This window comes from Bacillus sp. CFBP9009 (assembly GCF_036541465.1).
Classification (GTDB): Bacteria; Bacillota; Bacilli; order Bacillales; family DSM-1321; genus Peribacillus.
This window is the reverse complement of sequence record NZ_JAZHFU010000001.1, coordinates 233936-249723: the sequence shown is the minus strand read 5'-3', so window position 1 is coordinate 249723 and position 15788 is coordinate 233936. Positions and strand designations below refer to the sequence as shown.

Here is a 15788-nt window from a genome sequence, read left to right as displayed (position 1 = left end):
CGTTAGTAAGTGGCTTTACTCGTGATGTATCGGTCATTACGGTATGGGGGCTAATAGTATATTTCTTTAAGCTTGTAATATTGTACAAAAATGGGCTGTCCAGGAGCCACAAAATTGGCAAAGTTAAACTGAAACGTAAAAAAGGGCTATTCCTGTTGAAGGAATAGCCCCTTTCTTTGTATCAAAATTAAAAGGCCGGTATGGCCGTTTCACTATATTTCTCTTCTAAAAATTTGCGTACCTCCGGGCTTGTCATGGCCTTGGCCAACTTTTGAACTGGCTCAGAATCCACGTTATCCTTGCGTGCCACTAATGTAATCGCAAAGTCATTTTCAACACCTTCTGTGAGAAGGGCGTCATTTTTTGGTGTCAAACCAAGCGGTGCAGCGTAAGCAGGTGTTATCACTATCGCATCTGCTTCATCATACGTTCTCGCTAGCATTAATAAATCGACTTCTTTAAACTGATAGTTTTTAGGGTTCTCAGTGATATCAGACATTGTATAGTATGGACCCTTTTTTTCCTTTAAAGTAATAACTTTATGCTGTGCCAGCAATGCCAATGAACGATCGATATTCGATACATCATTTGCAATGGCAATAACGGCACCCTCTGGCAATTTATCCATTGAATCGTATTCTTTGGAGTACACACCATAATTGGCAAAATAAATGGGTTTCACGGGTACAAGCTCGGCATTTTTGTTTCGATTGAATTCCTCCATATATGGAACGTGCTGGAAGAAGTTCACATCCACTTCTTTTGCCGCTAGTGCAGTGTTAGGCTGCACATTATCACTTAATACAACCATTTCCAGGTTAATGCCCTCCTCTGCCAGCTTTGGTTTAACAAGCTCAAGGATTTCCGTCATTGGGGGAATGAGTGAGGCCACTTTCAATGTTACCTCTTCCTTCTCCTGATTCTGCGCATTTTCTTTCTCTTTTCCTTCATCCGCCTTGCCACATCCTACTAAAAGCAACATAATTGCTGCCATGAGAAAGAGTATTTTTTTCATGATGTTTCCCTCCATTATTTATCTTTTATCAATCATTCTGGCTACAGCTGTTCCAATAAATTGGATAAGCTGTACTAGAATAATCATAATGATAATCATATAAATCATTAGCTCTGTTTTAAACTGCTGATAGCCATACCTGATGGCAAAATCGCCGATACCGCCGCCTCCGACCACTCCCATGATCGTTGAATAGGAAATAAAGCTGATAATCGATGTTGTTAGTCCGAGGACAAGCCCTGAACGAGCCTCCACGTAAAGAAATTTAAATATGACATCCTTTACAGAAGCCCCCATGGAAATGGCTGCCTCGATCACACCCTTTGGCACGTCCAATAAAGATTGCTCGACCAATCGCGAATAATGGGCAATGGCAATAATCGCTAATGGAACGCAAGCAGATGCTGTACCAATGGCAGTGCCGATTATGAGCCTTGTAAACGGGATTAAAAAAACAACCAATAACAAAAATGGGAATGAACGGATAATATTTACAAGTAAATTTAAAATCGAGAAAGCCCACGGATTTTCAAGCAAATGACCCTTCCTACAAAGAAATAGCAAGGTCCCGACAGGCAATCCAATCAAAATCGCAGCTAAAATGGACACACCAACCATGGTAATGGTTTCTCCAATTGACTGCCAAATTTCTGCCTCATATTGAACTAAAATCTCAGGCATGACCAAGCCCACCATTCTCTGCTAATTGCTCGATAAAGTATTCTGGACGATTATCCCTTTTTTGAATCCCAGTTGGTTCGATTAAGACAGTGTCATAAATCTCTCCATCTGCCATGATCGAAACACGATTGCATATACTTTTAATGACATCCAGCTCATGACTAACAATGACAATCGTCACACCGAAGCGTTTGTTTATGTTCTCTAGCACGTCTAATATTTCAGCCGTTGTATTTGGATCAAGGGAAGAAGTCGGTTCATCACATAACAACACTTGCGGGTTATTTGCCAATGCCCTTGCAATGGCAACACGTTGCTTTTGTCCCCCGCTTAATTGTGCAGGATATCTCTCCATCTCCTTCTCCAATCCGACAAATTGGAAACACTCTACAACACGGCTCCGACGTTCCTTCTTTGGGTAATTTGCCAGCTCTAAAGAGGCTGCCACATTGTCATAAACCGTTTTATTTGCCACAAGATTAAAATGCTGAAAGATCATGCCAATCGACTTCCGTGCCCCTCGAAGTGCTTTGTTGTCCAATGTTGTCAAGCTTTGGCCGTTTACCTCCACGTCTCCCGCATCTGGGGTCTCCAACAAATTCATTAGCCGGAGCAACGTTGATTTCCCTGCTCCACTTGCTCCGATTATTCCATGGATTTCACCTTTAGGTATTGTTAGAGTAACAGACTTAATTGCCTGAAACTGTGAAAATTTTTTACTTACTTGATGCAGGTTAATCATACAATCCCACTTTCTATTTGTTGAAAGGTAAGTATAGCGCTCTTATAGTTTCATCAAAGAAACACAGCTGATAAATCATTTTATCAACTAATGAGGATCTAATGCAAAGACACAAATTAACAGTTAAAGACTTCCAACCCTATTATCATCCTTATGACTAGATTTTTCTATTAATCGGATTATTCCTTTCAAAATAACTGAGAGTGTATTATAGTTATAGTTGATAATGGTTATCATTATCATTCATTTTTTCTAAATTTCAAAAATACGAATGTTCTAAAGGACGTGGAGGAAAATACATGATTCGATACCTTAATGAGAAAATTGCCAACTATGAGGTATGTGTCATCTTACCCTCAAATTACGATCAAACCAAGAAATACCGAACGATCTATATGCATGATGGTGGAGAAACTGCCAAACAAGCTGCAAACTATATCGATCATTTAATTCTTTCAGGTCAAATTGAACCACTTATTGTTATTGGAATTGAACCAATTGATCGCAAAAATGACTATACGCCATGGGAAGCACCATCACTTGCACCTCATGGTCCTACCTTTGAAGGACAAGCACAGATTTATTTACATACTGTCGTAACCGAAATAAAACCATATATAGATGCCCATTATGCTACGAATCCAGAGCCTTCACATACAGCTATTTCCGGCTGCTCATTAGGAGGACTTGTTTCGATTTTCGCCTCCTACTATTATCCAGGGGTGTTCCATCAATATGTCTCATTATCGGCTTCCTTTTGGTACGAGGACGTTCTTCGCTATCTTCAAGGGGAAAAAATTGAACGGCAAGGAAATATCCATATCAAACCAACTGTGAATCGTCAAAATCATCAGCTCTATTTATATGTCGGGGAATTAGAGGGAATTTATAAAGAAACGATACAAAAGCATATGGTTGACTACACGAAGAAGGTCCACCTTGAATTTATCAAGGAAGGCTATTTGGAATCTAATCTATTATTCGCGTCAGATCCAGAAGGTACTCATGATGACTTATTCTTTACTAACTACTTCATTCAGTCACTTCGTTGGTTATATGGCATGGAAAATAAAAACGAAACGCTGGGTCGTTAATTAGCCTTAATCGACTGCATCCCATTAGCCCCCAAGAATGGTGATTTTCCTCCAGTCTTGGGAGCTGCTTTTTCAAAGGTCCTTATCTATTGGCGAATTCAAAGACCCTGCTCATAATGGTCGGCACTACAGAAGCATGATTTTCATCCACGTATAATAGAAACTTTGCATCCTCTACCATAAACCCTTCCTCACTTCCAACAGTGATCAAACGCCTTTGATCGATACAATGATCGCGATCAGCATCAGCAGAACCTCATGATCGTTTGTTACGGTAAAATTAGTGAATGATTCAGCTACAAGCTTTTTAGCAAGAAATAACCAACGATAACCAAGCAAGGGTTTTCCTCGTAAAAATGTTTTGTGGTATGATAGTTAAATTGTTTATATACCCTGTGACACATTTACATTCATCTAAGAAAAGAGGTATTTATGCAAGCCACAGAATTATCCAAGCGACATTGGTTACTCATCTTAACACTTACTTTATTAACATTTGTTCTCGGGACAAGCGAATTTGTTATCGTCGGGATCTTAACTGATATTTCCTCGAGTCTCCATATCACAAATGCAAAAGCAGGCACACTTGTTTCTGCTTTTGCGCTTACGTTTGCCATTGCCACACCACTCGTGATGTCGGCAACAAGCCATTTTCCAAAGCGTAAATGGATGTTGTTTCTGATAGGTTCGTTCATCATCCTGAATGCTTTGTGCGTGATTTCGACGAGCTACATCATGCTCATTGCACTTCGGATGATGACTGCGATTGTAACAGGGGTTTTAATTTCACTTGCCATGGTTGTTGCAAGTGAAACCATGCCGATCGCTAAAAGAGGACTTGCTATTTCATTCGTTTTCGGTGGCTTTACTCTTGCAAACGTGATTGGAGTACCGATAGGCACTGTCATCGCTGAATGGTACGACTGGAATGCATCCTTCCTGTTAACGACTTTTCTCGGAGCTATTGCGTTTTTGGCATCTTTCTTCGTATTGCCTACTATGCAAAGCACAATTCGCAGTTCGATGCGTGATCAATTTTCTTTGTTAACACACCCGCGAATTTTAATGGCTTTTTTCATTCCATCTCTTGGGTTTGGAGCGACGTATGCCGTTTATACGTATCTTGTTCCGATCCTGAAAGGAATGGAAGCACCAAGCAGTTCAATCAGTTTGATCTTGTTTGGCTACGGATTCATTTCCATTTTCAGCAACATACTTGCTGGTAAAATTGCCAGCTACAATGCTATCGGACGACTCCGATTTGTTTTCCTCGTGCAGGCAATCGTTCTGATCAGTTTATATTGGACGACAAATCATTTTATCTTGGGATTGATTAACATTGGCTTGATGTCGTTAATGGCCATCCTTTTAACAACATCTACCCAGCTTTATTTGATAGACCTTGCCGGTATTTATCAACCAAAAGCTACAGGGCTAGCTGCTTCACTGATGCCAGTAGCAAGCAATGTCGGTATCGCCTTTGGTTCAGCACTCGGCGGAGTTGTTTACCATCAGGGAAATTTGCTGAATGTGACATGGGTCGGTGGGCTGGTTGCAATCTTTGCAAGTCTTCTAACATTCCTAAGTTATCGCTTAGACCAAAAACAAAAGAAAGCAGCATAAGAGAAAGCTAAAAACGCTTTGGTATGCTTCCTTTGGTACCTCATCATTTCATGGCATAATAAACGAGATTACAGTTAGTCCTTCAAATAAAATGGAAGAAAGAAGTATCAAGAACGTTAGTTGTTCTTTGATACTTCTTTTTTTAAACAAACTGGGTGCTTACCTCTAAAAAACCAAGAGGATAAATGCGATTTACGCTGCCTGAATTATACGCCTTTTCTTCCATTTATATACCGTAACGTTATTTCGACGACACCACCAAAAACCGGACAATTTGATCCGAGAAGTTAAACCAGTAATGGGCTTTTCTAGCATCGAACATGAACGACTGCTGTTCATGGAGTTCTATTCTTTCTCCCTCTATTTCCACTGTTAACTTCCCTTCGATAATGAATAAGAATTCATGTCCGCTATGAGAAAAAGCGCTTCCTTTATTCTCCCCTGGCTTTAACGTGACTAGAATAGGCGAAAAAACAGCATCACGAATGCCGCTGGATAAATTTTGATAATGAAATTGTTCATGATTATAATCTGAATTTTCTTGGGAGCGGTCCTCAGAAAAAAAGAAGCTTGGGCTGACATCTAATGTATCGGCGATTTTTTTTAATGACTCTAATGTGACGCTTGATTTTCCCCGTTCTACTTGTGATAAAAAGCTGATCGAAACGCCTGTTTGTTCAGCAAGGCACTTTAATGTTAGTTTTCGCTCTTTCCTCAATGATTTCATTTTTTCTCCGATTGAATTAAAAGGCATAGAAATGCCCCCTTTTTTTACATAGTATCTAGCTACATTATACAGTACAAATTTTGATGAATGTTTCGTCATTCATAAAATAATTGACAGAAAATTTTAAAATATTTACAATAAAGGAAATAATAAATTGAAGTGACACTTCAATTTTAAAGGGGTGACTCATGATGGAAAAGAAACAAATGCGGCGAATATTAATCGCGAGTTTAGTCGGAAGTTCGATTGAGTGGTTTGACTATTTTTTATATGGGACCGTTGCAGCTCTCGTGTTTAACCAGTTATTCTTCGTAAATGATGATCCGACAATAGGGCTGTTGCTTTCCTATGCATCCTTTGCGTTAGCATTCTTCATCCGCCCCTTTGGCGGAGTGATTTTCAGCCATATTGGCGATCGTATCGGGAGAAAGAAAACACTTGTTTTAACACTTAGTTTAATGGGTGTCGCTACCTTTGGGATGGGGCTTCTTCCTACGTATCAAGCCGTTGGGATTTGGGCGCCGATTTTATTAATCACGTTGCGTTTAGTACAAGGTCTGGGAATTGGCGGTGAATGGGGAGGCGCGCTTTTATTGGCCGTTGAATATGCTCCCGCTGAGAAACGGGGCTTGTTCGGAGCCATTCCTCAGATGGGTGTTACTATAGGAATGCTGCTTGGAACCGTTGCTTTATCTATTATGACACTGCTACCTGAAAACGCATTCATGACTTGGGGATGGCGTATACCATTTATTTTTAGTGCTTTCCTTGTATTTTTTGGCCTATGGATTCGTAAAGGAATTGATGAAACACCGTCTTTCAAAAAAGTAAAGGAATCCGGAGAAGTTCCAAAGCTGCCGATTGTAGAAACTCTTAAGAATTATTGGCGTGAAGTGCTTATCGCCGTGGGAGCCAAAGTGGTAGAAACAGCTCCATTTTATATTTTTAGCACGTTTGTCGTATCATATGCTACTTCAAATCTCGGTTTCTCACGGACAGCTACATTAACTGCAGTCATGATTGCAACAATTATAACGACGATTTTAATACCTATCATGGGGAATTTATCTGATACAATTGGCCGCAAAAAGCTATTTATAGGCGGAACGATTGGGATGGCACTGTTTGCATTCCCATACTTCTGGTTGCTGCAGCAAAAATCGGTACTGCTATTAATCGTTGCAACAGTGATAGGTTTAGGTGTTATTTGGGCTCCCATCACAGCTGTTCTTGGAACGATGTTCTCGGAAATTTTCGATGCAAAGATCCGTTATACCGGCATCACGCTTGGATATCAAATCGGAGCAGCTCTGGCAGGAGGAACAGCGCCGCTAGTTGCAACGGCTTTACTTGATAAATTTAATAACTCCTATGTTCCTGTCGCCATTTATATTATTTTTGCATCTGTCCTGTCACTAGCGGCGATTTGGGCAGTTAAGGATCGCAGCAATCAGAAATTAGACGAAACGCATAATACTAGTGCCATGTAATCTATGGATCTTTTACTTCAAGGAGGACAATTGAATGTTGGTAATAAGTGAGAAGGAAATTCAACAATCATATGGGATGAAAGGCGCAATAGCGGATATAAAGGCCGTATTACGTGCACATGGTGCTCAAAGAATAGACAACCCTCATCGCACAGTGCTTGCTTTCCCTCAACACGAGGCATCGGCCCTTTACATGCCAAGTGCTGATTTATCTGAAGAAGTTTCGGCAGTCAAAGTTGTTACCATTTTCCCAAAGAATCCTTCAAGGGGGATGGCAACCACACAAGGAGTCATCTTGCTGTCAGATGCAGAAAATGGCGAACATTTAGCTCTGTTGAATGCCTCCTATTTAACACGTCTCAGAACGGGGGCATTGAGCGGCATTGCCACAGACTTTCTTGCTCGTAAAGACGCCAGGGTTCTCACGATTATCGGAACAGGGGCTATGGGATTTGAACAAGCAATTGGTGTGTTAGCCGTAAGGGACATTGAGCGTATTTTATTAGTAAATCGCACACCTGAGAAAGCGGAGGAATTCGGTGAAAAGCTGCGGGCATCCGGTGTAACCGTTCCTATTGAAGTTTTTGAAGATGTTTCAGCAGCTGTTCGTCAAGCAGATATTATTTGCTGTGCAACCCGCTCGAACGAGCCTGTATTTAATGGGCAGGATGTAAAGCCGGGCACACACATTAACGGGGTCGGGTCTTATTTGCCGGATATGAAAGAAGTGGATAATACCACGGTTTCACGCGCTGCTAAAATTATCGTCGACGATTTGGCGGGCGTGAAGGCTGAAGCAGGAGAGCTCATTTCTGCAGCCAATCAGGGAAATTGGTCGTTTAATGATATACACGGGGAGCTTTATGAACTTGTAATGCGGACCAAAACAGGCAGGGAAAATGAAGAGGAAATTACCTTCTTCAAATCAGTCGGTGCCGCTTACTTTGACATCGCTGTGGCAAAAGGTGTTTACCGCCAATCGAAAGAACAGAACATCGGGATGGAGATCGAGGTATAACAGAAGCCAATACATTTCGCTATCGCTGAATGTGATAACAACCCGATTTATTTGCCTTAGCTTGCAGTAACATTTCATCTTTAAAATAAGAGACCCTTCTTTTCGGAAGGGCCTTTTAAATAACCCTTATCTTTCACAAACGAACAAGTCTTTATCACGGTCGCTTTTTTATTATGACTACCCTCTAAACAAAAAAACACTACCAATTAAAATAGCAGTGTCGTTTTCGTGATCCCTTATTGATTCAATAAACCAGGTAATGTCTGAGCAATATCTATCAGTTGGTCGACAACATCAAATATTGCTGTCGTCATAAATATTTGAACCACTATTAAAATGCTTAGTAATATTAAAAGGATTATTTTAAAAGTTGTATTCATGAAACCTCTCTTTAGTAAGTGGCCTTTCAGAGTGTAAACAAACCCCTTTTCCCAAAGAATTGTTGGAGAAAAAGGGGGTTTGTTTATGAAAGAAGGACACAATATATTAATTTTTATTGCTCATCATCAAATTCAGATTCTGAACGGTCTCTATCTGTAGGTATTTCATTTTCATATGCATTTTCATACTCAGAAACTACCTCTGTGGCTTCCTCGTTCAAAGAATCTTTACCTTTTTCCATTCTTTCACTAGTCACATCTTGCTTAATACCTTCAACATATTCATTCGAATTTGGACCAGATACTAATAATGAACCATCATCTTGTGCATACGCTAAAAACACATATGATTTTCCTTCTTCCGGTAATGTATCATCTTCATACAAAACAACAGAAGAGCCATCTTCATTTATCCCTCCAGCCTTTTGAATAGGTATGGAAGTATCTGTAACTAGATCACCCTTTATATTTTGCAGGACAGTAACTTGGTAATTTGTATACGGTGTTGAAACCTCTTTAGCACCGTCACTAGTTTCAATTGTTACAGGATCTTTGTATAGAGTGTCAACATCTTCATCGACTCGGCCTATAAAAACGTAATCTGCATCACCTACAGTTTCATTTGGATCATCCACATCTACAGCAAAAGTACCATCCATTTGAATTACCTTTAGATTTTTTTTATCCTCCGAATTTACATCTTTCTTGGAATTAGAACAAGCTGAAACTATCAAAGAAAGACTAACTATAAATAATAGTGAAGCAAGTAACCGAACTTTTTTCTTACCCATTTTTTCACCCCTCCTCTTCCTGTTAGTATTTCTTATAAGCAGCGGTATAAGACGCTTTATCATTTGCACTTAATGATGTCTTTGTAGAAATATATTTATACATGACATCACTTGATGTATTATGTGCCAACCCTAATGCATGTCCTAATTCATGTGTTGCCACATTTTGTTTTTTTGTAGCACTTAAAGTATCCATTACACATTTATTAAACCTTATAGAACCTTGAGATGAAGTTACTCCTGCAACACTTGATTTTTCACTATAATCAGAAATCGCAACATCTTGTATTACTTTTGCCGAATCTTTTCTAATTACTCCACTTTTAAAGCCATTCCATGTTTTAACTCCTGCATTAAACTGAGTTTGATATTTTGTACTACCATCCCAATCCATGTGTTTCCCAGAGTCTACAAGATTCCAAGATAATGTTTTAGCTGTGGCTGCTGAAGCACTCATTGGTATCGTAAACATAAAAACTAAAGATGCTGTTACTATTATTCCCATTTTCTTCTTCAATGAATAGTCCCCCAAAGGCTATATATTTTAATAGTATTGAATATTAGGTAAATTAAATAAACATTAAAGTTTTTACAAAAAAGTTATGCTTCCATACTTCTTTTTACATCTTCACTTATAATTTGTCTCAGCAAATACAGCATTCAATTGTTCAAAAAACATAAACTACCTATAATCATCAACTGTTTTTTCTTTTTTCCTCCTCCCATTTTTGATTTTCATTCCTATAATGGCATAATAACCATAAATTCAGATTGATAGGTCTCAAAATTGAATTCAGGAATTTCACATATGGAATCGTTTCTGTGATTCACCGAAAAAGGGTTTAAAAATTAATTACTTAATTAAATTAGTAAGAGGGATAAAAAGCTGGTGAACCTTACTCCTCTCATGTGATCCCTTTTTCCCACAAATAAAAAAACCTTGCACCAGAGGTGCAAGGTTTGAAAATAATACACGACAAAAAAAGAATTCACCTTGAATAAAGATGGATCATTTTCTGTCTGTGTTGCTGTGTCGATTTAGTTTTCATGTAGAGTTGATTGGAGCGGGTGTGCGAGACTCCTGCGGGAAAAGCGAGTGCCTGCAGTGGAATGAAACGATCAAATCATACCATCCAAATATGGGCAAGTTGTATGCCCCCTATAATGCGGAAGATTGACTTAATTCATTCTGATCCACTTGCCGCTTCAGCTACCTTTTTGACACGGTCTAAAAATTCAACGACCACTTTATCGGTGGCAAATAATAAAAATAATTTCAAAAACCACTTTAACGGGCGACTGGTGACTGTATATGTAAAGGAAGTTCTATTGTCATTGATTTTATTTAGTTCGTAAAAAGCTGTAATTTCAAACATTTTTGCAAGTATAAATCCTACTTTAAGCTTTTTCTCATTTGTCTCATTCAAATATTCCAATGTTTCTATATCATACTCTTCTGTTCGTTTTCCTTCTCTATATTTTTGGCGATATACGCTTCCAACCACTTCTTCCGTTATTTTAACCGGCTTTTGTTCAACTACTTGAGGCATGATTTTTTGCATATTTTCTACAGAACCATCAAGAAACTTCCATACCTGTTCAATTGGGGCGTTTATTTCTATTTCCCTTGTCCATTTTTTCAATGAAAATCACCTCTACCTATATTATATTTCCTTTATTATGTCAAACCAAATTTTCAACTGAAAAATCATGAACCGTTAAGAGATAGAGGGAATTATTTTAAAAAGCATGACTTAAATATAGTAAATACGATATAAAACATCGGAGACAAAAGAGAACAAATTAAGATGAAATAATGTACAAACCCCATCTCTATGTGTGGGGCCTTTTCTTCTTCAACTAACCCATCGCTAGTTGAAGAAGAAAACTTCCATTTAATAAATATTTATCATTGGATATTTTGGCAAAGAAAACATCAATTTTACCTCTAACATACTAGAAGAGAAATTATCATTGCTATTCCTGCTATTCCCACTTAGGAGGCTATTTTTTATTGTCTAAAAGATGCTACACTGTTACTTTTGAAGAGACCGCCGCCGTGGAATCCCTATTCAACAAAAGCTCCTGTTAATTGGGTACTCATACTTATATCTGATACATCATAATAATAGCTTAATGCTTGAATAACTTCATTTTTTAACGTTTCGATATCTAATAACGGTGACATAACGACTGGATACTTTTTATTTAATTCAAAAATGACACGTCTGCCGTAACGTTCGTCCTTTCCTAGATCCGGTCGATCCTTAATATTTGACTTCATAATATTTGAAATTTGTAACTCATCAATAATTGTTAATATTTTAATTAAAAACTCTGAGTTTCGAAAAATGGCATATTTAATAATATAGTTATATACGTCTAAATTTTCCAAAACTAAATTATAATAATGCTTCTTCTCTTCAACATTTATATCTAAATCTTCAATATATTCAGCTGCAAGGACACATTTATAAATATAATTTTCCCAATCGAACGGTTTGATAACAACTCTTTCGAAATCTTTAATACCTGTACTTACGATCGGGTAGTTTTCAAGAATAAATTCACGCTTTTTCGTAACTAGTAATGAATGCCAAAATATCTCTTCTAAATGAAGATCACGATCTGAATGGATATAAGAGGCAGCAATTATTTCAAATGCCCGCTGGAAGGCTTGCTTCTTCTCTTCCTCAGATCCACGTCCCATATATATTGGAAAATCTGGCGCATCTGCAATTGTTACAAATTTATTAGAAAAATAGTCCTCATTACTATTAATTTTATCATCTAAAAAATCCTGATAAAATTGCTCATTACTTTTATAGCCCTTTTTTAATAGTCTAATTTCCATGATTAATAAGCCCCTTAACTGCCCCTGCATATTTTTCAATAATTTTATCAGATATTAAAGAGATAACCTCATCAATATTATCAATTGAAATTTCATCAATCATTTTTTTAGTCATTAACTGATACAGCTTAAAATCAAGTAGGTTTTCAGGCTGAGTAATTTGTGTTAAATCAACACAATCCTCCCCCTGCTCACTATACTGACTAATAAAGCGTTGCAGAGCCGTACGAAGACCTGTATAAATATAGGGATTATTAAATGCTTGACTAGACCCCACTCCATTGAATTGGAACTCCTCTTTTCGATAATGAATAATGATAGTTTCAGGTCCAAGTTCAACTTTAATATCTGAAGATAAGTTTTCATCTAATTTCTTTTCAAATAGCACCAATGGTTTTTGAATACTGCCTTCAAATACAACAATCTTAGAGAAACCTAATAATGAATTTTTGGGTACAATAATTTCATCCTTGAACGCGTCATAAAATGAACTTAAATCACCATTTTCACTAAAATTGATTTTTTTTGTTGATTGAATATGCAATTGAATTGAGGTACGTTTACTTAAAGAAACCCTTTTCTTAGGCACTTCAATTGCTTTTTGATTTTGCTCAAGCCTATAAAATTTATTATCCTTTGATTGGATAATTAAGATAGGTACTGCATCCCCTGTTTCAATTAGCTCTTTTATAAAGGCTGAACTAATTTCGTATTCTATTTCAAATCGATAATCATTCGTATTTTCTTCTAATTTAACGTCTAACAAAAAAGAACTATTTTCATAGCTTGTTGATGTATTCGTCAAAACGGGATATGGAAAATTTGCATCTTTTTTATAGATCATTTTACACCTCTACATAGTATATAAATTTCAATGCTCGATTATAATTAGGTTTAAGGTCCAGTTTTAATTTTACAATACCATCTTTTATCGAAACATTCTTAATAGATTCATTATCGATTTCACATTTTGATCCTCTACTGTTATCAATTACAGTTGCGTAGTTCTCTTTTAATTTAAACTCATTCTTATATTCTTCTCCCATTCCATCAATAATGTTAAATGAGAGATTACAAGAAGTCGTATTTTTCATTTCTGAAATATCTTTGAAATTGAATTGAATAAATTCAGTATTTTTCACAATTAAACGTTCTACTATATTTGGACTTACACTATATGTTTCAGTGTTGGATTCCTGCAATTCATCTGTAGTACCAGTAGGATTGTTACTACGAGTACGTTTAATGCCTGTATTTTTAGGCTCTACGGTACCTTTTTTCGTTCCTTTTTTCTTAGGCTTTTTATTTGGAGTACCATCTGTTGCTTTTACAACTAGATTGCCTTTATTAATCTTCACCGCTCCATAAGCATTTGATAAATCTTGCTTGAATTCGGATTCTATAATATATAAAAGATCTTTAGTATCCATCAAACCATCTGTAGGATTATTTTTCATCATTTCCTCATCAATGATGCCTGCGATTACACTTGAAAGATTATTTATAAAGCGTTTAGCTTGTGATTTAAGCCTTGGATCTTTAATATCCTCTGATGAGATCTTTGTATGAGATTCATTTTCTAGAGATTTCAAATAACCATCTTCTTCTAAACCACCAATTAAAACAGCGTTATACGGTTTTGTCGCATTCGATTTGACTGAAAAATCTTCAATTTTCATACCAATCGTACGAACAATGGCTACCCGGCCTTTTGAAATAGATTCATCATATTTAAAATAAAGCTTAAAATCAAAGTACTTATCACCATTTGAAATTACAATATCTCTTGGTTTTTCATTTTTATACGTTTTTACATAAAGTGGTGTAAATACTTTCTTCATATCTGAAATTTCTTGAATGTAATACTGGCTATCGTTTAAATAACGTTCAATTGTATCTGTATTAATTACATGATCGTTCACATGAACTTCTAATCTACCATCTAAAATAGAGACAAAGAAGCTATCGCATACCGTTTTAATAATTTCATCTTCATTATCAAACTCTGCACGTAAGTACGGAATTATAATTTTTAAACCTCTAGTTTTCTTTTCAAAAACAGAATGAAATTTATTTTCATAAGGATAAAACTTTGATGTATCATTTTCTACTTTTAGATCAGCAAAATAACCAGTTGAACGGTAGCATTGTTGATTAAACATATGCTCAATTAATTGAGCCGTGCCTCCTAAATGCTGGTCCCCTTGCTCATCACAGTTTGCGAAATACATTAAATGAAGATCCGATGCGGCATTTGATGCAATTTTCCCTACACCATGCGAGCCACCACGTGTAGTTTCAATAGATTGATCACTTTCTTCAAAATGTACACCTTTGTTATATGCATAAATACCCCAAGTATCTTTCTTGGAATGGCTTTGTCCATTTTTCGCTCCAGTTAGACCTCTAGTATTTATATCTTCAAAGGAAATATAGCGTACTTCTTCCTGATCCACTTTTTTGAGCATATGGCTAATCGTTTCTTTCGTATAACTATTCCTTCCTTCTAGGCACTTAATACGATTAATGACATCATCAATTCCTGGTATGTCATTATTTTTAATCGTACCGATATTTATTTTCACAATAACCGGTGTAGTGCTATTAGCTAATCGCCCATCTAACGAGTTTTGTATATTTTCTTTCGTTAAACCTTTTACACCTAATCCATAGAAACGCTCTAATATTTTATTAAAATTAGATTCTTCGATATTCGGTATCGGAGAAAATTTCCACTTACTTTCAATTTCGCCAACTATTTCCATATAAAACACCTCTACTTTTTTCTTACTAAAATTTTTTAGGTTCGTGCTCTTTATTAAACAGTCTTCTACTCCACCAGTATTTCGATTTTTCATTCCCCTTCCTTATTGGCCCATATTGAAGAAATGATTAAAAATAGTATTTCGCATTAGATCGTCGTAAAGAATACAGAAGTATTAAACCATTTGTTAGATTTAGGAATTGATATTTCTGGTGACGATAGTATTTATTCTGGCAGTTCCTTCTTTACGGCAATAGAGAATCCATTAATCGATCACGACTGTCCATGAACCTTTTTTAAATTGCTGCATTGGTTAAATGACTGCAATCAACAATTGTTAATGCATTATCTTTTATTTAAATTAATTTAAGTCCCTTACGTGTATAAATATCCTTATAAGCATTGCATGCGTTTGCCATTTAAACAGAAAATTACTCCTGTACTATGTAAAAGACGGTGCTTGTTATTTTTTTGAGTTCCGTGAATTTAGAACACAAGTAACTAAAAATGTATTTGCAGTTGTTTTTTAAACTACTTTGCTGATTCTCGTCAAGGAGATTTAGAAGAAGGCATCCCAACGCATATTACCACTACAGTACATAGGGAAAC

General features: G+C 36.8%; 15 protein-coding genes. 4 read left to right on the top strand and 11 right to left on the bottom strand.

Going from position 1 to position 15788, the window contains the following annotated elements; genetic code table 11:
• Window positions 1-187: 187 nt before the first annotated feature.
• The 3 genes from V3595_RS01320 to V3595_RS01310 are packed head-to-tail and all read right to left on the bottom strand — an operon-like array spanning window position 188 to window position 2438.
• Window positions 188-1015, bottom strand: a complete 828-nt coding sequence (locus V3595_RS01320) for a MetQ/NlpA family ABC transporter substrate-binding protein (protein WP_485905115.1) — start codon at window positions 1013-1015, stop codon at window positions 188-190.
• Between the two features lie 18 nt (window positions 1016-1033).
• Window positions 1034-1696 (bottom strand): methionine ABC transporter permease, encoded by a 663-nt coding sequence (locus V3595_RS01315; protein ID WP_063235218.1) that lies wholly within the window; start codon window positions 1694-1696, stop codon window positions 1034-1036.
• The gene (locus V3595_RS01310) at window positions 1689-2438 is read right to left on the bottom strand and encodes a methionine ABC transporter ATP-binding protein (protein WP_485905112.1); all 750 of its coding nucleotides are present in this window, start codon (window positions 2436-2438) and stop codon (window positions 1689-1691) included. The genes V3595_RS01315 and V3595_RS01310 overlap by 8 nt, the downstream gene beginning before the upstream one ends.
• 299 nt (window positions 2439-2737) lie before the next feature.
• Here V3595_RS01310 and V3595_RS01305 point away from each other — a divergent pair, with 299 nt between their 5' ends.
• Window positions 2738-3532: an alpha/beta hydrolase gene (locus tag V3595_RS01305; RefSeq protein WP_485905110.1), complete on the top strand. Its 795-nt coding sequence runs from the start codon at window positions 2738-2740 to the stop codon at window positions 3530-3532.
• A 207-nt stretch (window positions 3533-3739) separates the two neighbouring features.
• Here the strand turns inward: V3595_RS01305 and V3595_RS01300 are convergent, their stop codons facing one another.
• A complete protein-coding gene (locus V3595_RS01300) occupies window positions 3740-3871 on the bottom strand; it encodes a hypothetical protein (protein ID WP_485905108.1) in 132 nt (43 codons plus the stop codon).
• A gap of 93 nt (window positions 3872-3964) precedes the next feature.
• Between V3595_RS01300 and V3595_RS01295 the strand changes: the two genes are divergently transcribed.
• Window positions 3965-5155, top strand: coding sequence for an MFS transporter (locus tag V3595_RS01295; RefSeq protein WP_485905106.1), 1191 nt, complete (start codon window positions 3965-3967; stop codon window positions 5153-5155).
• A 241-nt stretch (window positions 5156-5396) separates the two neighbouring features.
• On the opposite strand, the gene V3595_RS01290 is transcribed toward V3595_RS01295, so the two are convergent.
• Window positions 5397-5909, bottom strand: coding sequence for a helix-turn-helix domain-containing protein (locus tag V3595_RS01290; RefSeq protein WP_485905104.1), 513 nt, complete (start codon window positions 5907-5909; stop codon window positions 5397-5399).
• A 164-nt stretch (window positions 5910-6073) separates the two neighbouring features.
• On the opposite strand from V3595_RS01290, the gene V3595_RS01285 reads away from it, so the two are divergent.
• On the top strand, window positions 6074-7372 hold the full coding sequence (locus tag V3595_RS01285) for an MFS transporter (protein WP_485905102.1): 1299 nt from the start codon (window positions 6074-6076) through the stop codon (window positions 7370-7372).
• A gap of 34 nt (window positions 7373-7406) precedes the next feature.
• The gene (locus V3595_RS01280; protein WP_485905100.1) at window positions 7407-8390 is read left to right on the top strand and encodes an ornithine cyclodeaminase family protein; all 984 of its coding nucleotides are present in this window, start codon (window positions 7407-7409) and stop codon (window positions 8388-8390) included.
• A 493-nt stretch (window positions 8391-8883) separates the two neighbouring features.
• On the opposite strand, the gene V3595_RS01275 is transcribed toward V3595_RS01280, so the two are convergent.
• From V3595_RS01275 to V3595_RS01250, 6 genes are all read right to left on the bottom strand, one after another.
• Window positions 8884-9561 carry a cell surface protein gene (locus tag V3595_RS01275; protein WP_485905098.1) on the bottom strand — a complete coding sequence of 226 codons (678 nt, stop codon included), beginning with the start codon at window positions 9559-9561 and terminating at the stop codon, window positions 8884-8886.
• Window positions 9562-9583: 22 nt separating this feature from the next.
• On the bottom strand, window positions 9584-10078 hold the full coding sequence (locus V3595_RS01270) for a matrixin family metalloprotease (RefSeq protein ID WP_485905096.1): 495 nt from the start codon (window positions 10076-10078) through the stop codon (window positions 9584-9586).
• A 667-nt stretch (window positions 10079-10745) separates the two neighbouring features.
• Window positions 10746-11204 (bottom strand): SRPBCC family protein, encoded by a 459-nt coding sequence (locus V3595_RS01265; protein ID WP_485905094.1) that lies wholly within the window; start codon window positions 11202-11204, stop codon window positions 10746-10748.
• Between the two features lie 425 nt (window positions 11205-11629).
• Window positions 11630-12415 (bottom strand): hypothetical protein, encoded by a 786-nt coding sequence (locus V3595_RS01260; protein ID WP_402939590.1) that lies wholly within the window; start codon window positions 12413-12415, stop codon window positions 11630-11632.
• Window positions 12405-13259 carry a hypothetical protein gene (locus tag V3595_RS01255; protein WP_485905092.1) on the bottom strand — a complete coding sequence of 285 codons (855 nt, stop codon included), beginning with the start codon at window positions 13257-13259 and terminating at the stop codon, window positions 12405-12407. The genes V3595_RS01260 and V3595_RS01255 overlap by 11 nt, the downstream gene beginning before the upstream one ends.
• Window position 13260: 1 nt before the next feature.
• Complete coding sequence (locus V3595_RS01250; RefSeq protein ID WP_485905090.1) at window positions 13261-15273, bottom strand: hypothetical protein; 2013 nt, start codon at window positions 15271-15273, stop codon at window positions 13261-13263.
• Window positions 15274-15788 lie beyond the last annotated feature (515 nt).